This window comes from Rhodococcus sp. 06-462-5, from assembly GCF_002258315.1.
Classification (GTDB): domain Bacteria; phylum Actinomycetota; class Actinomycetes; order Mycobacteriales; family Mycobacteriaceae; genus Rhodococcoides.
In genome coordinates, this window is record NZ_NOYD01000018.1 from 226,862 (window position 1) to 247,152 (window position 20,291).

Here is a 20,291-nt window from a genome sequence, read left to right on the forward strand (position 1 = left end):
ATCTCCTCTCAGGCCGCCGCGACGGCGGGTTCCGCATACGCGACGACGAGTTCTCCGTCGACCACCGTGACGGCGATGGTGCCGCCGGGTTCGATGTCCCCTCGCAGTAGCGCGCGACCGATCCTGGTCTCGACCTCGTGGGCGATGTATCGACGCAGTGGCCGTGCACCGTAGACCGGGTCGAATCCGCGTTCGGCGACGAGCCTGCGCGCGTCCGGGGTGATGTCCAGGTCGATCCTGCGCTCCGACAACCGGTTCCGAAGATCGGCGAGCTGCAACCCGACGATGTGCTCGATCTGGGGCAGGGTGAGTGGGGTGAACAGCACGATGTCGTCGACCCGGTTCAGGAACTCGGGACGGAAATGCCCACGCAGTTCCGCGAAAACCCGCTCGCGGGCGTTCGGCTCGATCTCGCCGTCGGGTGTGACTCCTTCGAGGAGATGCTGGGAGCCGATGTTGGAGGTCATGATGATGACTGTGTTCCTGAAATCGACCTGCCTGCCTTGTGAATCGGTGATCCGGCCGTCGTCGAGCACCTGTAGCAGGGTATTGAAGACATCTGCGTGCGCCTTCTCGATCTCGTCGAAAAGCACTACGGAGTAGGGCTTTCGGCGCACCGCCTCGGTGAGCTGTCCGCCCTCGTCGTACCCCACGTATCCGGGAGGTGCCCCGATGAGCCGGCTCACCGTGTGCCGCTCCTGGTACTCGCTCATGTCCAGGCGCACCATGTTGTCTTCGCTGTCGAAGAGAGCACCGGCCAATGTTTTTGCGAGCTCGGTCTTTCCCACGCCCGTCGGGCCCAGAAAGATGAACGACCCGATCGGCCGACGTGGATCACGGATGCCGGACCTCGCCCGGATCACCGCGTCCGCGACCAGCTGCACCGCCTCGTCCTGACCGACGACCCTCTCGTGCAGAATCTCGTCGAGCTGCAACAACTTCTGTCGCTCGCCTTCCTGCAGCCGAGCGACCGGGATCGAAGTCCACGCAGCCACGATTTCCGCGATCTCGTCCTCGGTGACCACTTCGCGCAACAGCGGGCTCCGGCATTGTCTGGTGGCCAGTTGCTCCTCTGCCGACTCGAGCCTGCGTTCGAGCTCGACGATCTCGCCGTAGCGCAACTCGGCGGCCCGATTGAGGTCGTAGGCGCGCTCCGCCTCCTCGGCCTCGTGGCGCAGGCGCTCGAGCTCGCTCCGAAGCTCTTGCACCCGGCGGATCGCCTGTCGTTCCGCCTCCCACTGAGCGTGCCGGGCATCGGCCTCGGCCCGCAGGTCGGCCAGCTCCTTGCGCAGCTCGTCGAGGCGCGCCTTGCTCGCTCCGTCGGTCTCTTTGGACAGCGCGGCATCTTCGATCTCGAGCCGGGTCACCTTCCGGGTGAGTTCGTCGAGTTCGGCCGGCATCGAATCGATTTCGGTGCGCAACCGAGCGCACGCCTCGTCGACCAGATCGATGGCCTTGTCCGGGAGAAAGCGGTCGGTGATGTAGCGGTGCGAGAGGGTGACGGCAGCGACGAGAGCGCCGTCCTGAATCTTCACGCCGTGAAACACCTCGAGGCGTTCGCGGAGTCCGCGCAGGATCGAGATGGCATCCTCGGCGCTCGGCTCGTCGACGAGGACGGTTTGGAACCGTCGCTCCAATGCCGCATCGGATTCGATGTGCTTGCGATACTCGTCGAGCGTGGTGGCACCGATCATGTGCAGCTCGCCTCGGGCGAGCATCGGCTTGAGCATGTTGCCGGCGTCGAGGGACCCCTCACCGCCTGCTGATCCGGCACCGACCACGGTATGCAACTCGTCGACGAACAACAGAATCCGCCCGTCGGCTGCCTTCACCTCGGCCAGTACCGCCTGCAGACGCTCCTCGAATTCCCCGCGGTACTTCGCACCGGCCACCAGGGAACCCATGTCGAGTGAGAAGATCGTTCTGTCGCGCAGGCCTTCCGGAACGTCGCCGCGGACGATCCGCTGGGCAAGGCCCTCGACGATCGCGGTCTTCCCGACGCCTGGATCGCCGATGAGAACCGGATTGTTCTTGGTCTTGCGGCTCAGGATCTGCGTGACCCTGCGGATTTCGGCGTCTCGTCCGATCACCGGATCGAGTTTGCCGGCCCGCCCCTCGGCGACGAGGTCGCGTCCGTACTTCTCCAGCGCGTCGTACGCACCTTCCGGGCTGGCCGAGGTGACGCGTTGATTGCCGCGCACCTTCGTCAGCGCTGTGAGGAAGGAGTCCCTGGTGATTCCATGACGGGCGAGAACTCGCCCTGCCGCAGTGGCCGAACCCTCTTCGGCGAGGCCCATCAGGAGATGCTCCACCGACACGTAGGAATCCTTGAGCCGCTTCGCCTCTCGCTCGGCGGCGTCGAGGAGCACGGACAAGCGTCGGGTGATCGTCACCTGACCGGTCCCGGCACCGGGGCCGCTGACCTTGGGCCTTCGCGAGAGTTCACCTTCCAGATCGGATTGCAGGGCATCGACCTCGGCACCGGCCTGCTCGAGCAATCGGGGCACCAACCCATCCTGCTGACCGACCAAGGCGAGCAGCAGGTGCTCTCCGTCGACCTCGGTGTGACCCATTCTGGTCGCAAGGCTCTGGGCCTCCTGCAGCGCTTCGCGCGACTTCTCGGTCAGGTTGCTGATGTCCATGTGGTTGTCCTCCTTCTGCGGGAAGATGCTTCGAGTGTCTCGATTCGTTCCAGCAGGTCGAGCACGAGCCCGATTGCCGAGTAGTTCAGGCCGAGACCGGTCCGCAGTCGTCGAATGCGGGCAGCATGGGCCACTTCGGTTGGTGCGAAGAACATTTCGCCACCTACGACGCGGTCGGCGTCGAGCAGACCGAGGGCCACGAGCTTCCGTGCCAGTTCCGGATGCAGCCCGGTACGTTCGGCGAAGGCGTCGGTCGACAGTTCGGTGCGACGAACCAGTACGTACCGGACCACCGGGTTCGGGTCGCTCATGTCTTTGTCCTCGGATCGAAGTTCGATTCTGCGGCCAACTGCTCGAACAGTGCGCGTTCGCGTGTTGTCGGTTTCGACGGCACCATCACCTTGATCTCGGCATACAGGTTGCCGTTGGTGCCACGTGGATTCGGCATTCCTTCGCCGCGCAGGCGCAGCTTCCTTCCAGTCGACGAGCCCGGAGCCACTTTGACTTTCGCCTCGCCACCCGGGGTGGTGACGGCGACGGTCGCCCCGAGAACCGCCTCCCATGGCGATACCGGGAGGTCGACGTGAATGTCTCGGCCCTGTACTCGGAACCGGGAATGTGGCTCGATCCGCACCACGAGGTACAGATCCCCTGGCGGCGCGCCGCCGTTGCTCCGTCCGCCTTGTCCGGCCAACCGAATTCGCTGGCCGTCCACGACCCCGGCCGGAATGTCGACGTCGTACTGCCGTCCGTCCAGCCCGAGCGTGCGTGTGCCGCCCCGATACGCCTCCTCGACCGTCAAGGCCAGTTCCGCTTCCTGATCGGCACCGGGAATCGGCCCGTACCCGCCACCGCCGCCGAACATCTGCCCGAAGAGGTCGTCGAGATCGACGCCGCCGTCGCCACCGGGACCGAAGTGCACGCGTCTGCCCCCGCGGTCGTATCCTCCGCCGCTGTTCCCGCCACCGCCGTACCCACCCGAGTTGGTGCGGGTCCGTTCGTCGTAATCCTCGGGGACACGCCGAAAGTCGGCACCGAACCGGTCGTAGCGTTTCCGGGTGTCCGGGTCGGACAACACCTGGTAGGCCTCGTTCATCTCCTTGAACGTGTCTTCCGCAGTGGGGTCCTTGTTCACGTCGGGGTGATACTTGCGAGCCAGCTTGCGGTAGGCCTGCTGGATCTCGTCGGTGCTCGCACCCCGCGGGACTCCGAGCGATTCGTAGTGGTCACGCGCCATCGGTGCTCACCCCTCGGGGCGGCTGACGACCACCGACGCCGGCCGCAGTTGCCGTCCGTCCTCTCCGTAACCCGGACGGACGACGTCGATCACGGTCCCGGACGGAAGGTCGGGCCGGACCACCACGCTGACCACTTCGTGCAATTGCGGGGAGAACGGAACTCCGACCTCGTCGTGACGCTCGAAACCGAACCGTGACAGCACCTGCACCGCCTGATCGCGGATCGCCTTGACGCCGTCGACAACGGTCTGCGAATCGCTGTCCGCATGTGCCAACGCAAGTTCCAGATTGTCCAGTACCGGCAGCCACGCCGCGGACACCTTCGTCACCTCCGCGGCCCTTTCTCGCTCCAGGTCCTTGGCATACCGCTTGCGCAGGTTGTCCAGATCGGCAAGGGCTCTGCGCCAGCGGTCGTCGAGTCGAGCCGCCTCGGCGCTCGTGTCGGCATGATCCGGTACCGTCTCGGTTCGATCTCCCTCCGTGACGTCGGCCGCTGGTTCGGGTGTCGAATGATCTGCAGCCCTTTCCATCTCGTGCCTCAGCTTCGATCGAATTCGGCGTCGATCACGTCGTCGTCATCGGTCGAGGCCGCGTCCGCGCCACCGACCTGACGTCCGTCACCGCCGTCCTGTACCGGCACGAGCCCGTAGAGGAGCTGTTGGAGCTCGGAGGCGAGTGGTTGTACATCTGCAGGCGAAGCGCCGTCCTTCACGGCCTTTCTGGCATCGGCGATCAGCATCTCGGCCCGTGCCCTGTCGTGCGGTGGCGCGCTGTCGCCGAGTTCGGCGAGTCGCCGTTCCACCTGATACGCAACGGAATCGAGTTCGTTGCGCGCGTCGACAGCTTTGCGCAGCGCCTCGTCATCGCCCCGATTCCGTTCGGCCTCGGCCAGCATGCGTTCGACCTCGCTCGGGTCCAGATTGCTCTGCTCACTGATCGTGATGCTCTGTTCCTTGCCGGTGTCCTTGTCCCTGGCCGTGACATTGAGGATGCCGTTGGCGTCGATATCGAACGTGACCTCGACCTGGGCGTCGCCGCGCGGTGCGGGCCGGATGTCTTCCAGACGGAAACGTCCGAGCGAACGGTTGTCGGCGGCCCGCTCGCGTTCGCCCTGCAGCACAACGACATCCACGGCGGACTGCTCGTCCTCCGCGGTGGAGAACACTTCGCTGCGGCGGGCCGGGATGGTCGTGTTGCGCTCGATGATCTTGGTCATCACCCCGCCCTGTGTCTCGACGCCGAGAGACAACGGGGTGACGTCGAGCAGCAGCACGTCGGAGACCTCGCCCTTGAGTACGCCGGCTTGAACCGCCGCGCCGAGAGCCACGACTTCGTCCGGATTGACGCCCATGTGGGGGTCCTTGCCGCCGGTGAGCCGGCGAACCAGGGCTTGCACCGCCGGGATGCGCGTCGAACCACCGACCAGAATCACTTCGTCTATGTCGTTGGCGGTGACCTTGGCATCACTCATTGCCTGCTTCACCGGGTCGAGGCAGCGCTCCACGAGATCCGCCGTCAGATCCTCGAACTTCGATCGCATGACGGTGGTCGTGAGGTGCTTGGGACCGTCCGAATCGGCGGTGACGAACGGCAGGTTGACCTGGGCCTGGGTCACCGAGGACAACTCGACCTTGGCCTTCTCTGCGGCCTCGAAAAGGCGCTGCAATGCCTGTGCGTCCTTGCGTAGATCGATGTTCTCCACCTGCTGGAAGTCGTCGGCGAGGTAGTCCACCAGGCGTCGATCGAAGTCGTCCCCGCCCAGGTGAGAGTCGCCGGCCGTCGACCGAACCTCGACGACACCCTCGCCGACGTCGAGCAAGCTCACATCGAAGGTGCCGCCGCCGAGGTCGAAGACCAGTACGGTTTCGTGGACCTGCTTGTCCATGCCGTACGCCAGCGCCGCAGCGGTCGGCTCGTTGATGATCCGTAGGACTTCGAGGCCCGCGATGCGGCCGGCGTCCTTGGTGGCGTTGCGCTGTGCGTCGTTGAAGTAGGCCGGAACTGTGATCACCGCTTCCTTGACCTTCTCGCCGAGAAACTTGCTCGCGTCGTCGACGAGCTTGCGCAGGACGAGGGCACTGATCTCCTCCGGCGCATACTTCTTGCCCCGCACATCGATTCGGGCCTCGCCGTTGTCACCGGGCGCGATGTCGAAGCTGACCGCTCTTGCCTCATCGGAGATCTCGTCGTAGTGACGTCCGATGAAGCGTTTCGCCGAGTAGATCGTGCCCTTCGGGTTCAAGATCGCCTGCCGTCGGGCAAGCTGACCCACCAGCCGTTCTCCGCTCTCGGTGAAGGCCACCACCGACGGCGTCGTCCGCGCTCCCTCGATATTGGAGATCACCACCGGCTCGCCGCCTTGCCAGCTGGCGATGACGGAGTTGGTGGTGCCCAGGTCTATACCCACAGCTGTCGCCATGACTCGTTCCTTTCGATAGGTCCGGCCGGTGAGCATGTGGACGGCGTCGTCCGTTACCCCGACATCGGCGAAGACTTGGTAGTGAGGTGGTTGTACTGGCTGGTACGAGTCGAGATCGACTCGCCTGTCGGGCAACGCAGGTCGGGAAGGTAGCCGGCAGGACGCAGCGCCGAAATGACTTCTCGAGAACGAATCAAGTTGATAGACAGCACTATTCGACGCGGCGACTAGGTTCACCGACCTGAACTCCTTGGTCGCGATCGTCGTCGTCGGCGAGTGTCGGTCGTTCGATATTTCTGTATCCGTGCGGAATTCGATCGACCTGTCAGTCGATCGAGTAGATCGTGATCTTCGAGCCGATACGCGGTGTGGGCGGTTCGCAGCAGCACACTGAATTGACCGGTAACCCAAAACGTTGGCACATCAACATGTTTCGCGACGTGACCGAAATTCGGCCGGCGCTGCACCTGGCGTGTCTATTCCCTCTACCGGTCGAGTCTCCTCTCTCGGCTGCGAGATTACTAGGGGCAAAACCAAATTCGTTCTTGCTCGGACTGCAGGCCCTTCCCTTTGCCGGTCCGAGGTGTGATGCTTAGCCGTGTCCACCACCTCGAACAGGAGAATCGTCATGGTCACCAAGGCACTGCTGGTCCGACTCGAAGCCAAGCCCGGCAAGGAAGATGCAGTCGAGGAGTTTCTCCGGTCGGCCCAACCGCTCGTCGAACAGGAGCCCGGCACCCGACCCTGGTTGGCGGTACGGTTCGGCCCATCGACGTTCGGCATCGTCGATGCTTTCCCGGACGACGCCGCCCGTGAAACGCATCTGAACGGACCGGTCGGCCAGGCTCTCGGCGAACGGGCGGACGAACTCTTCGCCTCGCCGCCCGAAATAAGCTACCTCGATGTACTCGCCGAGAAGCTCTGACCTGGACTGCACACTTCGCTCACCTGCGAGCCCGACTGTCGTTGTGAATTGTTGGCCCGCTTCGGTTGTCCGCTCGGGTGTGTGCCGACAACATGTCCACGCTGAGTGAGATCGGTTGTCCCAGTTGCATTCCGGTGATTCTGCGAGGTGCGTATCGTTCGTCGATCGGTTCGCGGACACCGGCGCTGTGACGCGCCGATAGGGGTGGGCACGACCGGGTCTCGGCGCGAGTACCGTCGGCTCAGTCTCGGCGGCCGACCACCGGGTTCAGTTCGGAGGCCGCGAGGCCGCCGGGCTCGACACCGGGGAGGAACTCGCGCCACGTGCCACTGATCAGTGTCGGCGATTCCACGACCCGAGCCCCGTCGGCGAAATAGGTGGTGGCCAGTGCTCGGCGCGGCTGTGTCGTCCGGTTCGGCCCGGCGGTGTGGAAGCACAGCGCGGAGTGGAAGGACACGTCGCCCACTTCGAACGGTTCCGATGCCACCGCCACGCTGCGCTCGACGAAGCGCTGGGCGACGGCCTCGTCGTACGACGTGCCGACCTTGTCGAACTCCAGATCTGCGACCTCGTCGAGCACGTCTGCTCCGCGCGCGAACGACAGCGGACCCATGCGGCCGGGGATGGCCGACATCGGCATCCACGCGGTGACCGCCTGGACGGTCTGCAGTGGGAAATGCTCCGCGTCGTGATGCCAGGGCGTGCGTCCACAGCCGGGCTCCTTGGACAGCGCGTTGTCGTGGTAGAGCCGCACGGCCGGTTCGTCCAGCAAGGCTGCGGCCAGGCCGCCGATCCGGGGCGAGAGTGCCACGGCACGCATCAGGTCGTCGTGGAGCCACATCTGCTCCAGTGCGGTGAACCGACCGGCGACGTTCTCGCCGTGCTCGGCGCGCAGTAGCTCCTCGAGGCGCTCGGCGAGGCGTCGTACCACGGCAGGGGAGAACACGGCGGGCAGCCGCACGAAGGCCTCCCGAGCGAAGGACTCGACCGCGGCCGGGTCGAGGTCGTACGGCTCGGCAAGCTCACGCTCGACCTGCTCGTCCGTGGCCGCGTCGACGTCCGGCAGGCCCGGCCCGTCGACCAACTCGGCGGGTGCATGGTCGTTGGCAGCAAGCGTGACGTACCAGTCCCACCAGTCCTGATCGTCGCCGGCCCAGTCCTGATCGATACCGCCATCGCGATTCTGTTCGGGGAGCCTGTCGTTCGTCAGAGCCACAGCAGGGCCGCCTCGTGCGAGAAGGTGTAGGAACCCGACGCGTCGCGACAGGAGGCAAGGTAGTCGCCCAGCACGGGTGCCGCCTCCATCTCCTCCAGCGACACGGAGTCGTCGAAGGCGCAGCGCTGCAGAAAGCCCTCGGCGACAACACGATCGGATGTCCCGGTGGTGTACGTGACGCGCTGGTCACGCACATCCGCGCCGGCTCGAATCAGCGCGTCGCGCACCTGCTCGGCCGTCGTGTACGGGGTCGCGTCACGCACGCCTGCGCGAAAGGCGTCGTAGAACGCCAGGTAGTGGGAGCTCGCCGTGGCCTGCGCGACCAAACCGAGGCCGCCGGGGGCCAGTGCAGCCACGAATCGTTCTGCCGCGGAGTCCAATTCCGCTGGCGGAAGGGCGTACAGCGCGTGGGTGGCCCACACGATGTCGTACCCGGTCCGATCGGCGGGTAGGTCCTGCAGGGTCATCACCAGGTCGTCTCGAGGCACGAACGGTGTGCCGAGCGCTCCGCGCGCCTCGGCCACCGAGAACGCAGACGGGTCGAGCAGGTCGTAGGCCAACTCTGGCACCGTCGACAGATCGGTGTAGCGGCGTAGAGCGGTGGGGAACTTGCCGCTGCCGCAGGCCACGTCGAGCAGCGACCAGCCGTCGCGGCTGTGCTCGGCGAGCAGGGCGGGCCAGTCGGCGGCCAGTGCCAGTTGGTGGTAGTCCTCGGTGGCCAGGGCGTAGAAGGCCTCCATGCCTGTGCGGCCGGCCTCGCTCCAGTGCTCGAGACTGCGCTCGGCTGTGTCTCCGTTGCTCATGGCACTCCTCTCGGGAAGCCAACCGCAACGCATTCCCGGGTGCGTCGTGGTTCACTCGATGTGGTGTCCAACATAGCTCCGTATCAGTCGAGCGACGCCGCAGCCGGGTTCCTCGACGCGTTACGCGCCCTGCGGCGTGACTCCGGGCCTCTGCCCGGTCTCGCGCCCGACTCCTACGCCCGAGACCACGCCGCTTTCGAGCGACTGTCCGACCAGCGCGGTCTTATCGCCGAGCACTTCGCCGCCCGGCTGGCAGCGATGGGGGATGGACCGATCTCGGTGCTGTCGGTGGGCTGCGGTGACGGGTCGCTGGACGTCCGGCTTGCCGCAGGTCTGGTGCAGCGGCTGTCCGGGGAACCGGTGCGGTACGTGGGCATCGACCCCTGGCCCGGGAGCGTGGAGCTGTTCACCGCCAGGATGGCCGCGCTGACGACCGACGAGCTCAGCGTCGATGCGCACGTCGCGTCCTTCGGTGACGCCCCGGTCGACGAGACTTTCGACGTCGTGTTGTTCGTGCACTCGATGTACTACGTCGCCGACGTGGGGGCGACGCTGCGAAGCGCTCTCGACCTGCTGCGGCCCGGCGGTGAGCTGTGGGTGGCCGTTGCACCGTCGGCCGCGCTCAACGCTCTGGTGGGCGTTCTCGCCCCGCCGCTCGAGGGCCACCGGCAGTGGTTCAGTGCCGACGTCGAGAAAGCCTTCGTCGACGGCGGGATCGCAGTGGACGACGTGGCCACTCTGGACGCGTTGGTCGACCTCGCCTCTGCCAGCGACGAGGTACTCGACTTCGCGGTGCAGGCCCGGCTGACTCCCGAGTTGTACGGCACCGTGCGGGCCTATCTCGACGCGGTCTCGGTGCCGGGCACCGACGGCAGACTTCGGGTGCCGCACCCGGTCGACGTGTTCGCCGCAACCCGTCGTTGACCGGTCGCGCTGAGGATCTGTGCCGGCGATGTGCGGCCCGTCGCCGCGAATGAGCTCCTCGGGGGTCGGACAGACGCCCCTCGTCCTGAGCCACAGCGCGCGAACGGGGTGTGGATTGCCACCGGAGGCGAAAATCTTCGATTACATATTGACACGAAGGCGTTCCTAGTTGCATGGTGAACTGAGAACGGTGCCGTTCCTGTTTGGTGCCGATGACGGAATGTGGAGGAATGTCATGGCGTCGAGCGCGGCACTGATGTCTCGGAAGTGGGTGACCGGGCGAGCGGTCGGTCGCCGGATCGAGGAACTCGACCCGGTTGTCGGCAACGAGGAAGCCACGCATCTGAGCCTCGAAGTCCGTTATGGCGACGCCATTTTCGCTCATGCCGCGTACACCGTGGCTTTCGCTCGGCAGGTGGCGATTCCGTCGATCGCGCGAATTCTGTACCGCACCGGTACCGGCGACATGATGCACGACGTGCGCAGACGCAACGACGACACGCTGCTCTTCTTCGGGGAGATGCTCCATCACGGCCACTCGAGTGAATACGGACGATCGTTCATCGACCGCATGGAGCAGATCCACTCACGATTCGGTATCACCGACGACGACAAGCTGTACACACTGGGATCGCTGGCCTTCGAGCCGGACCGCATCGTCGAACACCTCGGGCTCAGCGTCTTCACCGACAACGAGCGCGAAGCTCGTTTTCACTTCTGGCGTCAGGTCGGAGAGTACATGGGCCTCGATGTTCCGCAGACGCGAGAGCGCTTCTTGCGCTGGACCTTCGACTACGAGTCTCGGTACGCGCACACCGACGGTGCCCGCAAGATCGTCGATCAATTGTTCGTCGATTGGCAGGAGCGATGGTTCCCCGGTCGGACGAGGCGCTTCGCCGACGGCATTCTGCTGTCGGTGTTCACCGAGGACCTGCGTGCGATACATCGATTGCCTGAGCCGTCGCGAGGCCATCGGCTTGTCGTACCGCCGGCGATCGGGGCGTACCTGGCATTTCAAGGCGTTCGCCCGCATCGGCCCCACCGATCCTGGTCCGACCACTTCGGAACGCGGCATCCCAAGCCACTGGACATTCCGACGCTCGGCCACCGCAAGCCCATCGCGCGCACGATTCGTCCGACAGGAGAAAGCCATTGATGGACAACAAAGTCACGAGTACTCCGTGGCGTGCACTCGACGCGACCAAGACGCCTCAGCACCGCTGGGTCCTCGATTCGTCTGAATCCACGTCACATGGCAGTGGACGTAAGACGTTGCGCTGACCGATAGTGGTCTGATGGACACGCTGAATCCCGATGTACCCGACGACGTCTTCGCCGACGTGTTGAAGCAGATTTCGCAGTTCGTGCGCTCGCGTGTCGTCCCGCGCGAACTCGAGATCATGAACACCGATGCCATTCCGGAGGATCTGCGCACGCAGGCTGCGGAGATGGGATTGTTCGGCTACGCGCTTCCGCAGGAGTGGGGTGGGCTGGGTCTGAATCTGATTCAGGATGTCGAGTTCGCCATGGAGCTCGGGTACACCTCTCTGGCGCTGCGATCGATGTTCGGTACCAACAACGGAATCGCCGGGCAGGTGCTGGTGGGGTTCGGCACCGAGGAGCAGAAGGCGACGTGGTTGCCGGGCATGGCGTCCGGTGACATCGTTGCGTCCTTTGCACTGACCGAGGACGGGGCCGGATCCAATCCGGCGGGCCTCAAGACCACTGCGACGGTGGACGGCTCGGGCTGGGTGATCAACGGCAGCAAGCGATACATCACCAATGCGCCGATCGCGAACATGTTCGTCGTCTTCGCGAAACTGGATCCGAAACCGGAGAGTGGCAACGGTATTGCGGTATTCCTGGTTCCCGCCGACGCCGCGGGAATCGAGGTCGGCATCAAGGACGCGAAGATGGGGCAGCAAGGTTCGGGCACGTCCGACGTGAACTTCACCGACGTACGTGTCGAGGCCGACGCGTTGGTGGGCGGCAACAGCGATATCGGCTACAAGGCGGCGATGACGTCGCTGGCGCGGGGGCGGGTGCACATTGCTGCGCTGGCCGTCGGTCAGGCGCAGCGGGCATTGGACGAATCGGTTTCGTATGCCGCGGCGTCCACGCAGGGCGGAGAGCCGATCGGGAACTTCCAACTGGTGCAGGCCATGATCGCCGATCAGCAGGTCGGTGTGATGGCGGGCCGGGCCATGGTCCGTGAGGCTGCGCGGGCGTGGGTGCAGGAGACCGATCGGCGTATCGCACCGTCCGCGGTGAAACTCTTCTGCACCGAGATGGTGGGCAAGGTGGCCGATCTCGCCGTCCAGATCCACGGTGGTGCCGGATACATGCGTGAGGTTCCGGTCGAGCGCATCTATCGGGATGTGCGACTGCTGCGCCTGTACGAGGGCACGAGCGAAATTCAGCGACTGATCGTCGGCGGCGGCCTGATCCGGGCCGAACAGAAGCGTAACTCGTAAGCGCGGTTCGGCTCGATGGAAATGCTCGGAGGGATACTGGTTTCCATGACTGACGCCACGTCCTTCAGAATTCTTCGCTCCGACCATGTCGGATTCTCTGTCGGGTCGCTCGATGACGCCCTTCGATTCTGGACCGACGGTCTCGGAGCAACCCTCGAACGGACGGGGGAGATGGGCGGGGAATTTCTGGGAGAGGTCACCGGAGCACACGGAGCGGCAGTTCGGATGGCGGTGGTCACCGTTGCGGGTCAGACGATCGAGCTGCTGGAGTACCGCGATATTCGCGGAGAGTCTGGGTCGTCTCGACCCTACGATCCGGGTTTCGCCCACCTTGCTTTCGAGGTCGACGACCTCGATGCGGTCCTGACGCGCATAGCGGAGTTCGGGTGGACGGCGCAGGGAACTCCACAACCGATTGCCGGCGGCACCAAGGTGGGCACCCGAGTCATGTACGCAGTGGGCCCGAATGGAGAGGCCATCGAATTCATGGAGCCGCCGCGGTGACGATCAGGCAGGTGCGCGCAGGAAGTCAGGTTCCGCAGAAGGTCCGAAAACCGGCACTGAAGTTCTCGGGCGCAGGCAGGGCGTAATCCGCCCGGTCATCGTGTCGGTCGAACGGCGATGTGACGACCTCGAGAAGACGCTCGAAGGGCCCGAGATCGCCGGTAGTCGCAGCCTGGAGCGCAGCGTCGACCAGGTGGTTGCGGGGAATGTATGCCGGGTTGACGCGGTCCATACCGTCGGCGACGGATAAAAAGTCCTGTCCCCGAGCCGAAACCGCAGTCCGCCAACTCTCGAGCCAACTCCTGGAAGCGTCGGGTGGGACGAGGGAGTCGAACGGTGCCGAATTCCCGCGTAGGTTCTCGGCGAGGGCGCGGAAAGTCATGGTCCAGTCGGCTCGGTGGTCCGTGAGCAACCGGTGCAGGTCGTCGACGAGAGCGCCGTCGACTGCACCCTCGTCCAGGCCGAGTTTCGCGGCCATCGCGGCAGAGTAGTGCCGTCGGTAGCGATCCCCGTAGGTGTCCAGGACCGCGGTCAGGGCGGTGATCGCGAGATCGGGAGTCGAATTCACCAATGGCAGCAGTGTTTCGCCGAATCGCGCCAGATTCCACCCGAGAACGGCGGGTTGGTTGCCGTAGGCGTAGCGTCCACCGTGGTCGATGGAGCTGAACACCGTGGCGGGATCGTAGGCGTCCAGGAAGGCACACGGCCCGTAGTCGATGGTCTCGCCGGAAATCGTCGTGTTGTCGGTGTTCATGACACCGTGCACAAATCCGACCGACATCCATTGTGCGACAAGGGACGCCTGAGCCTCGACGACGGCCTCGAAGAATGCGAGGTAGCGATCCTCGGGTGCTCGCTCGACGAATTCGGGGTAGTGGCGGGCGATCGCGTAGTCCGCGAGGGTCTGCGCGAGTCCTTCTCTTCGGGCGGCGAACTCGAAGGTGCCCACCCGCAGATGGCTCGACGCGACCCTGGCCAGTACCGCGCCGGGCTGCGGACCTCCCTCTCGCACCACCTGTTCTCCGGTCGTGACGACGGCGAGTGAGCGGGTGGTGGGGATGTGCAGCGCATGCATCGCCTCGCTGATCAGGTACTCGCGCAGCATGGCTGCCACCACCGCACGCCCGTCACCACCGCGCGAGAACGGCGTGGCACCGGAACCCTTGAGATGCAGATCGATCCGACGGCCCTGATCGTCGCGAAGCTCACCGAGCAGCAGCGCTCGGCCGTCCCCGAGCAGTGGCTGGAAGTTGCCGAACTGATGACCCGCGTAGGCCATGGCCACGGTGGCGGTCTCGGTCGGAGAAATGGACCCCGACAGCACGCCTGCTCCGTCCGGAGTGCGCAGCGACGCAGGGTCGAGCGCGAGCGACCGGGCCAGGCCGTCGTTGAGCATCAGTACGCGAGGATTCGGTGCGTGGGTGCCCTGCCACGGCAGGGTGACGCCGGGAACCTGGTCGGCCAAGGTCGACTCGAACCCGAATGGGGGCAGGCTCGTGGTCGAAACGCCCGGTCCGAAAGATTCGCTCATGGTTCAGGGGTACCACGAATCGTGGCACCCAATCCCCGGGGCAGTGCAGTCCGATCCCGATCAGCGGCGAGAGACTGCCGTCACGCTGGTGTTCTGCTTCCCTTCGACGGTCTCGTACCCGGCCGCCGCATCGAAACGGATGTGCACCCGTCCGCTCTCGCCGTCCACCGACACCCGCGCCCGCACTCGATACACCTCGGCGATGAGTTCTTCGGTCAGCACGTCCGCAGGTGTTCCGCCTGCGACGACCTTGCCGTCCTGGAGCACGAGCACCTCGTCGCAGAACATCGCGGCCAGATTCAGGTCGTGCAGCGCAACGATGCTGGTGATCGGCAGACGAGCGACGAGGGCCAGCAATTCGAGCTGGTGATGGATGTCGAGGTGGTTGGTCGGCTCGTCCAGCAACATCTCGCGAGGCTGCTGGGCGAGTGCGCGTGCAATGTGCGCCCGCTGCTGCTCACCGCCGGACAGCGTGCGCCACAATCGACCCGCCTTGTCGGTGAGTCCGGTCTGCGCGAGTGCGTCGTCCACTGCGTCGTCGTCGAGGTCGCTTCCGCCGAATGCCCCGCGATGGGGGATCCGTCCCAGACGTACGACATCGCCCACCGTCACGTCGACGTCGGTGTGCGCGTGCTGTCCGACGACCGCGACGGCGCGGGCGATGTGTTTGCGTTTGAGCGAACCGAGCTCGGCACCGTCCAGTTCGACGACGCCGGAGGTGGGCGACGCGGCCCCGGCCAGCAGGTGGAGCAGCGAGGACTTACCGGAACCGTTGGGCCCCAACAATCCCACCGTTCGGCCGGGCGCGGGGTGCAGCGTCACTCCGTCGACCACGAGAGCGCCGCCGCGCTTCCATGAGACGTTCGACGCGTGCAGTGTCATCGAATTCCTCTCTTGCGAGCCATGATTGCGATGAAAGCGGGAACGCCCACCAACGCCGTCCCGACGCCGACCGGCAGTGGGGTCGGGGCGAAGGCGACTCGGGAGACGGCGTCGACCCACACCATGAAGATCGCGCCGATGACGGCAGTGGTGGGCACGAGGCGGCTGTGGTTGGGCCCCACCAACAGTCGCGCCGCGTGCGGAAGAATGAGGCCGACGAAGCCGATGGCACCGGCCACGCTGACGAGTGTCGCGGTGATCAGGGCGGTTCCGACGAGCAGTGCCAGGCGCACCTTCTTGACGTCGAAGCCCAACGAGGACGCCACCGAGTTGCCGAATGCGAACGCGTCGAGCACGTATGCGTAGTAGCAACACACCACTGCGCCGATGCCCGCCACCGTCACGCACAGCACGACGTCGTTCCATCGCACTCCCTCGAACGATCCGAGGAGCCAGAACATCACGCCGCGGGTCTCGTCGGAGTCCGCGAACGCGAAGATCACGAACGAGGTGAGAGCAGAGAACAATTGGGTGGTCGCGACACCGGCGAGGATGACGCGGTCGTTTCCGCTGCCGGACATGCGGGCGAGGAAGAGTACGAGCGCGAACGCGACGAGCGCGCCGATGAACGCGCCGCCCGACAGACCGAGTGCGGCACCGCCGACACCGAGAACGCCGACCACGACGGCTCCCGTCGACGCACCCGAGGACACCCCGAGCACGAACGGATCCGCCAACGGATTGCGCAGGAGCGATTGCATGATGACGCCGCAGATCCCGAGCCCGACGCCACTGGCCGCAGCGACGAGTGCTCGGGGGAGCCGCTCCTCCCAGACGATGGCGTTCTTCGACACCTTCACCGGCACGTCGGTGACGCCGAGATGGTTGAGCACCACATCGCGGACGTTGACCAGAGAAATGTTCGCCGGCCCGAGCGTGATTGCGACGAGAACCGACACCACACACAGCGCGACACCGCCCAGCAGGGCCAACACCCAACGCCACAGGTGGCGGGAGGTCTGCGATCGCTTGGCGGTGCGCTGCGGGGTGATGGTCGCGGTCAGGACGACAGTCCCAGGTCGCGCAGTCCGGCCGACACCTTCTCGACGCCGTCGACGGCCCGGATCGACGGGTTCATCTCCGCACCGTGCAGCGAGATGTAGCGCTTGTCGCGGACGGCCGCCATCGTGCTGGTGACGGGGTCGGACTCGAGGAATGCGATCTTGTCGGCGAGTAGATCACCGGGAAAACGGTTGCGCGCCAGGTCGCCCAGTACGAGGACCGTCGGATCTCGATCCACCATGGTCTCCCAGCCGACGGCAGGCCAGTCGTCGTCGGTGTCGGCGAAGACGTTCGTCATTCCGACCGTCCTGGCGAGCAGGTCGGCCGAGCCGCGTCCGCCTGCGATGTACGGGCTCTTGGTGTCCGCGAACCAGAATGCCACGGAGACATCGGATGTCGCATTGGTCGCGGTGGCGTCGGCCATGCGGGTCTTCAGTTCGTCGACGAATTCGGCACCGCGCTCGTTGACGTCGAAAATCGCCGCGAGTTCGGTGATCTCCTGGTACAGCGACTCCATGGTGAGCGACGTCGTCCGGGTGTTGCCCCCGTTGACGCTACGACCGGCGTCGCAGTCGGTGGGTGAAAGATACGTGGCGGCACCGGTTTCGGTGAAGCGCGAACGCTGCGCGACGCCGCCCTGCTCGAAGTGGCGTCCGAACGATGCGGTGACGAAATCGGGTTCGGTATCGACCACGACCTCGTAGGTGGGAGCATTGTCGGCCAGTCGGGGAACCGAGGCGTTCGCGTCGGCGAGGTTCTCACGAACCGGATCGGTCCAGGACGCCGTGCCCACCATACGATCCTGAACACCTAGCGAGAGAAGGATTTCGGTGGAGTTCTGATCGAGTGACACCACTCGCTGCGGGGCGGAGTCGAAGGTGACCGACTCGCCGCAGTTCTCGATCGTCAGCGGATACGACGTCCCGCCGTCGGTGGCTGCCGCCGCCGCGTCGGGTACCTCCTCGGATGCTCCGCAGGCGACGAGCGATCCGACCAGGGCGGCAGCGGCGGCGAGGGTGCCGACGCGGCGACGAACGTTGAGCACGTGGAATGTCCTTCGGGTTCAGACAGCAACGAGCCGCCGGGGATTACCCGACGGCGCAGCGCGCCCGGGGCGCGCATGAGCACAGGCTAACCTTTGCCCGGCTGTGACGGAAATCGTCGGTTTCGATCACGTCCGAAACGACCTGATGCGCGCCATACTCGACCTATGGCCGACTTCGATCAGATGATCATCGACGAGTTCCGGAGCAACGGCGGACACGTGTCGACGGCAGGATTCGGTGATGCGCTCGTCGTGCTCCACTCCATCGGAGCCAAGAGTGGTGAGGTCCGGTTGAACCCGCTCATGGCGATTCCGGAGCACGACAGCTGGCTGATCGTGGGCTCGGCCGCCGGCTCACCGAAACATCCCGCGTGGGTGCACAATCTGCGTGCACACCCCACCATCGACGTCGAGGTTCCCGGCGACGGTGCCGTCCGGACCATCGCGGTGAACGTTACCGAAATTCCCGACGACGAGTGGGACGCGAACTGGCAGAAGTTCTTGGACGCGTCCGAGGGCTTCGCGAAATACGTCGAGACGGCGGAGGGACGGCGGTTCCCGATCTTTCGGTTGACGCCCGCCTGACCTGGCGTAGGCGCTACATCGTTCCGGTTTCAACGAGCATCGCGCCCCCTGGCAGAATGAGGCCGTCGCCACGGGACTCGGGGTCGGCTCGGTGCAGAAGCGTCGGGTCGTGGTGACGTCACTCTCGTACCCGAAGGCCACATCCACATGCATCTGCTTCGACGATGGTGGTCGTTTCCCGCCGATTTCGCCTGGTCGGCTGCCTATCATCGAATGAGTCCGTTGCTGAGCCGCGTCCACGTCGCGGTGGGCGTCTGGTGCGGATTCTTCGCGGCGTTGTGCGTCGCCGCTACACACACTCCTGCAGGGTTCGACTCCGATTCTGCCGAGAGAGCCGGCTATGCGATCGCCGTGGCGAACATGTTCGTCGGAGCCGCGTGGGTGCGCGGACCGTTTCCGACCGAGAAGGTGTCTCGGTTGTTCGTCGCCTACATCGAGGTGGTGATCGCGGCCGTGTTGTTCCTGTTGGCAGATCCGTTCGTCGCGCTCCCCGGCGCGGCGGCCCTCGGAATCATCGGCAGCTACATAGCGGTCTTTCACAGTCCGAAGATGTTCGTGGCTCATCAGACCTTGTCCGTTGCGGTGATCGGAGCCCTGTTGTTCAGGGCTGTCTTGGAGCCATCGGCCGACGTGGTGCTGGCATACGCCTACGTGATTCTCCTGACCCTGATCTTGTTCTCCGCGCCGATACTGACTCAGGCACTTCTGTTGGTGTTGCGCAGCGACGCGGCCACTGCCTTCTACGATCCTCTGACCGGGCTGAGGAACAGACGAGGGTTGGACGCGGCGATCACTGAGCGAGGCAACGCCCCGGACATACACGGTGGTTCGGCGGCGGTGCTCGTCCTGGATCTGGACGGGTTCAAGCTCGTGAACGACCGGTTCGGTCACGCATACGGTGACGTCGTACTTCGAGTGACTGCGGAAGCGATCGACGCGGCATTCCCGCCGCCCGCCATCACTGCGCGTACCGGCGGCGAAGAATTCGTGATCCTCACCTGGGTCGACACAGACGCGGCAATCGAACAGGTCGCCGAGCTACAGACACGACTGGCAGCAGACCCGGAGGTGGGCGTCACGGTCAGCGTCGGCGGTGCTGACCTCGAGGCCACGTCCGTTGCTCGCGATTTCCGCCGGGCATGGAGCCGAGCGGACGTCGCGATGTACGCCGCGAAGCGGGCGGGCGGAAACTCGGTGTCGTTCGACGGGTGAACGGTCGAGGAGTCAGCCCTTCGGAAGTCAACGACACGCTGGAGAAGTACCCGTCGCTCAATCGACTTCCGAGCCGCGAAAGCTCACGGCCGCGTAATTTTTGCCGACTCGCAGGTGAACAACAGAGAACCGGCTGGCGTGATGGACCTCGACACCGGTTGGCGATCTCGATGCCCGACGCGGCACCGCTCAGCAGATCCGCTGCGGCACATGGTCGGAAGGTTCCGAGTCGTTCGCGATAACCGTGAATTCGCGGGTTTCCGATGTCGGTTCAGGGCTTCCGGCCCGAAAGGTGCCAAACGGGTTCTGTTGGGGCACAATGCTCCTCGAACGGCACAACTCGACGACGGGGACGAGATATGCGAATCTTGGCGCGAACCACCGGTGTTGCCGCAGCAGCGGCTCTTCTGCTACTCGTATCACCTGTCTCTGCGTTGGCTGCCGAATCCGGAGATGTCACTTACTCGTTCATTGCCGTCGGTTCGAGTGTCGAGAACACGATCACCAACAGCTCGGGCAGCGTGATCACCTGCGGGACGTCGCTCGCGCCGGCACCCGACGGAGTGCTTCCCCCGGTCGGTGAAGTGATCGGAAACGGTCAATCTCTCTACACGGGCGGGGAGGTGCCGGCAGGTGCCACCACGCAGGTGGTCACCGACGTGCCGGCCGGCACGTACGTCGCCCTGGCGTCGTGTGGTCTGACCGAGGGCGACTCGACGACAGCGTGGATCTCGGACTATCCAGGTCTCGACGAATTCTTGGCGCAGATCCCCTGGACGTCGTACACGGTGGAACAAGCCTCCGCCATCGTCACCGTCCAGTAACGCAC

19 protein-coding genes are annotated in these 20,291 nt (G+C 65.1%); 8 read left to right on the top strand and 11 right to left on the bottom strand.

What is annotated here, in order from left to right:
- Positions 1 to 8: 8 nt before the first annotated feature.
- The 5 genes from clpB to dnaK are packed head-to-tail and all read right to left on the bottom strand — an operon-like array spanning position 9 to position 6,299.
- Positions 9 to 2,642, bottom strand: a complete 2,634-nt coding sequence (clpB, locus tag CH251_RS13175; RefSeq protein ID WP_094613517.1) for an ATP-dependent chaperone ClpB — start codon at positions 2,640 to 2,642, stop codon at positions 9 to 11.
- Positions 2,624 to 2,953 (bottom strand): chaperone modulator CbpM, encoded by a 330-nt coding sequence (locus tag CH251_RS13180; protein WP_094613518.1) that lies wholly within the window; start codon positions 2,951 to 2,953, stop codon positions 2,624 to 2,626. Before CH251_RS13180 ends, clpB begins: the two co-directional genes overlap by 19 nt.
- Positions 2,950 to 3,879 carry a DnaJ C-terminal domain-containing protein gene (locus tag CH251_RS13185; RefSeq protein WP_094613519.1) on the bottom strand — a complete coding sequence of 310 codons (930 nt, stop codon included), beginning with the start codon at positions 3,877 to 3,879 and terminating at the stop codon, positions 2,950 to 2,952. The genes CH251_RS13180 and CH251_RS13185 overlap by 4 nt, the downstream gene beginning before the upstream one ends.
- 6 nt (positions 3,880 to 3,885) lie before the next feature.
- Positions 3,886 to 4,410, bottom strand: a complete 525-nt coding sequence (locus CH251_RS13190; RefSeq protein ID WP_094613520.1) for a nucleotide exchange factor GrpE — start codon at positions 4,408 to 4,410, stop codon at positions 3,886 to 3,888.
- 8 nt (positions 4,411 to 4,418) lie between these two features.
- A complete protein-coding gene (gene dnaK / locus CH251_RS13195) occupies positions 4,419 to 6,299 on the bottom strand; it encodes a molecular chaperone DnaK (protein WP_094613572.1) in 1,881 nt (626 codons plus the stop codon).
- Between the two features lie 628 nt (positions 6,300 to 6,927).
- Between dnaK and CH251_RS13200 the strand changes: the two genes are divergently transcribed.
- Positions 6,928 to 7,224: a putative quinol monooxygenase gene (locus CH251_RS13200; protein ID WP_032376247.1), complete on the top strand. Its 297-nt coding sequence runs from the start codon at positions 6,928 to 6,930 to the stop codon at positions 7,222 to 7,224.
- A gap of 241 nt (positions 7,225 to 7,465) precedes the next feature.
- Here CH251_RS13200 and CH251_RS13205 read toward each other — a convergent pair whose 3' ends face one another.
- Positions 7,466 to 8,440: a phytanoyl-CoA dioxygenase family protein gene (locus tag CH251_RS13205; RefSeq protein WP_094613521.1), complete on the bottom strand. Its 975-nt coding sequence runs from the start codon at positions 8,438 to 8,440 to the stop codon at positions 7,466 to 7,468.
- A complete protein-coding gene (locus CH251_RS13210; RefSeq protein WP_179273455.1) occupies positions 8,431 to 9,243 on the bottom strand; it encodes a bifunctional 2-polyprenyl-6-hydroxyphenol methylase/3-demethylubiquinol 3-O-methyltransferase UbiG in 813 nt (270 codons plus the stop codon). The genes CH251_RS13205 and CH251_RS13210 overlap by 10 nt, the downstream gene beginning before the upstream one ends.
- Before the next feature lie 63 nt (positions 9,244 to 9,306).
- Between CH251_RS13210 and CH251_RS13215 the strand changes: the two genes are divergently transcribed.
- The 4 genes from CH251_RS13215 to CH251_RS13230 all read left to right on the top strand — a co-directional run bounded on the left by CH251_RS13215 (position 9,307) and on the right by CH251_RS13230 (position 13,145).
- Entirely contained in the window at positions 9,307 to 10,167 is an 861-nt protein-coding gene (locus tag CH251_RS13215; RefSeq protein ID WP_143537848.1) for a bifunctional 2-polyprenyl-6-hydroxyphenol methylase/3-demethylubiquinol 3-O-methyltransferase UbiG, read from the top strand.
- Between the two features lie 235 nt (positions 10,168 to 10,402).
- Positions 10,403 to 11,323, top strand: a complete 921-nt coding sequence (locus CH251_RS13220) for an oxygenase MpaB family protein (RefSeq protein ID WP_179273456.1) — start codon at positions 10,403 to 10,405, stop codon at positions 11,321 to 11,323.
- Between the two features lie 139 nt (positions 11,324 to 11,462).
- Positions 11,463 to 12,641 (top strand): acyl-CoA dehydrogenase family protein, encoded by a 1,179-nt coding sequence (locus CH251_RS13225; protein ID WP_094613525.1) that lies wholly within the window; start codon positions 11,463 to 11,465, stop codon positions 12,639 to 12,641.
- A 45-nt stretch (positions 12,642 to 12,686) separates the two neighbouring features.
- On the top strand, positions 12,687 to 13,145 hold the full coding sequence (locus CH251_RS13230; RefSeq protein ID WP_094613573.1) for a VOC family protein: 459 nt from the start codon (positions 12,687 to 12,689) through the stop codon (positions 13,143 to 13,145).
- Positions 13,146 to 13,170: 25 nt separating this feature from the next.
- Here CH251_RS13230 and CH251_RS13235 read toward each other — a convergent pair whose 3' ends face one another.
- The 4 genes from CH251_RS13235 to CH251_RS13250 form a co-directional block, all read right to left on the bottom strand.
- Positions 13,171 to 14,676: a YdiU family protein gene (locus tag CH251_RS13235; protein WP_094613526.1), complete on the bottom strand. Its 1,506-nt coding sequence runs from the start codon at positions 14,674 to 14,676 to the stop codon at positions 13,171 to 13,173.
- Positions 14,677 to 14,736: 60 nt separating this feature from the next.
- Positions 14,737 to 15,558 (bottom strand): ABC transporter ATP-binding protein, encoded by an 822-nt coding sequence (locus CH251_RS13240; protein ID WP_094613527.1) that lies wholly within the window; start codon positions 15,556 to 15,558, stop codon positions 14,737 to 14,739.
- The gene (locus CH251_RS13245; protein WP_094613574.1) at positions 15,555 to 16,520 is read right to left on the bottom strand and encodes an iron ABC transporter permease; all 966 of its coding nucleotides are present in this window, start codon (positions 16,518 to 16,520) and stop codon (positions 15,555 to 15,557) included. Before CH251_RS13245 ends, CH251_RS13240 begins: the two co-directional genes overlap by 4 nt.
- 98 nt (positions 16,521 to 16,618) lie before the next feature.
- Positions 16,619 to 17,665, bottom strand: a complete 1,047-nt coding sequence (locus CH251_RS13250) for an ABC transporter substrate-binding protein (protein WP_094613528.1) — start codon at positions 17,663 to 17,665, stop codon at positions 16,619 to 16,621.
- Between the two features lie 165 nt (positions 17,666 to 17,830).
- Between CH251_RS13250 and CH251_RS13255 the strand changes: the two genes are divergently transcribed.
- The 3 genes from CH251_RS13255 (at position 17,831) to CH251_RS13265 (ending at position 20,286) form a co-directional block, all read left to right on the top strand.
- On the top strand, positions 17,831 to 18,250 hold the full coding sequence (locus CH251_RS13255) for a nitroreductase/quinone reductase family protein (RefSeq protein WP_094613529.1): 420 nt from the start codon (positions 17,831 to 17,833) through the stop codon (positions 18,248 to 18,250).
- Positions 18,251 to 18,463: 213 nt separating this feature from the next.
- Complete coding sequence (locus CH251_RS13260; protein ID WP_256979043.1) at positions 18,464 to 19,462, top strand: GGDEF domain-containing protein; 999 nt, start codon at positions 18,464 to 18,466, stop codon at positions 19,460 to 19,462.
- A gap of 359 nt (positions 19,463 to 19,821) precedes the next feature.
- Positions 19,822 to 20,286, top strand: coding sequence for a hypothetical protein (locus CH251_RS13265; RefSeq protein WP_094613531.1), 465 nt, complete (start codon positions 19,822 to 19,824; stop codon positions 20,284 to 20,286).
- Positions 20,287 to 20,291 lie beyond the last annotated feature (5 nt).

What these genes read in the sequence shown, in the direction of transcription:
- clpB (WP_094613517.1), bottom strand. Translation starts at nt 2,642, where the DNA reads ATGGACATCAGCAACCTGACCGAGAAGTCGCGCGAAGCGCTGCAGGAG.
- CH251_RS13180 (WP_094613518.1), bottom strand. Translation starts at nt 2,953, where the DNA reads ATGAGCGACCCGAACCCGGTGGTCCGGTACGTACTGGTTCGTCGCACC.
- CH251_RS13185 (WP_094613519.1), bottom strand. Translation starts at nt 3,879, where the DNA reads ATGGCGCGTGACCACTACGAATCGCTCGGAGTCCCGCGGGGTGCGAGC.
- CH251_RS13190 (WP_094613520.1), bottom strand. Translation starts at nt 4,410, where the DNA reads ATGGAAAGGGCTGCAGATCATTCGACACCCGAACCAGCGGCCGACGTC.
- dnaK (WP_094613572.1), bottom strand. Translation starts at nt 6,299, where the DNA reads ATGGCGACAGCTGTGGGTATAGACCTGGGCACCACCAACTCCGTCATC.
- CH251_RS13200 (WP_032376247.1), top strand. Translation starts at nt 6,928, where the DNA reads ATGGTCACCAAGGCACTGCTGGTCCGACTCGAAGCCAAGCCCGGCAAG.
- CH251_RS13210 (WP_179273455.1), bottom strand. Translation starts at nt 9,243, where the DNA reads ATGAGCAACGGAGACACAGCCGAGCGCAGTCTCGAGCACTGGAGCGAG.
- CH251_RS13220 (WP_179273456.1), top strand. Translation starts at nt 10,403, where the DNA reads ATGGCGTCGAGCGCGGCACTGATGTCTCGGAAGTGGGTGACCGGGCGA.
- CH251_RS13225 (WP_094613525.1), top strand. Translation starts at nt 11,463, where the DNA reads ATGGACACGCTGAATCCCGATGTACCCGACGACGTCTTCGCCGACGTG.
- CH251_RS13230 (WP_094613573.1), top strand. Translation starts at nt 12,687, where the DNA reads ATGACTGACGCCACGTCCTTCAGAATTCTTCGCTCCGACCATGTCGGA.
- CH251_RS13235 (WP_094613526.1), bottom strand. Translation starts at nt 14,676, where the DNA reads ATGAGCGAATCTTTCGGACCGGGCGTTTCGACCACGAGCCTGCCCCCA.
- CH251_RS13240 (WP_094613527.1), bottom strand. Translation starts at nt 15,558, where the DNA reads ATGACACTGCACGCGTCGAACGTCTCATGGAAGCGCGGCGGCGCTCTC.
- CH251_RS13255 (WP_094613529.1), top strand. Translation starts at nt 17,831, where the DNA reads ATGGCCGACTTCGATCAGATGATCATCGACGAGTTCCGGAGCAACGGC.
- CH251_RS13260 (WP_256979043.1), top strand. Translation starts at nt 18,464, where the DNA reads ATGAGTCCGTTGCTGAGCCGCGTCCACGTCGCGGTGGGCGTCTGGTGC.
- CH251_RS13265 (WP_094613531.1), top strand. Translation starts at nt 19,822, where the DNA reads ATGCGAATCTTGGCGCGAACCACCGGTGTTGCCGCAGCAGCGGCTCTT.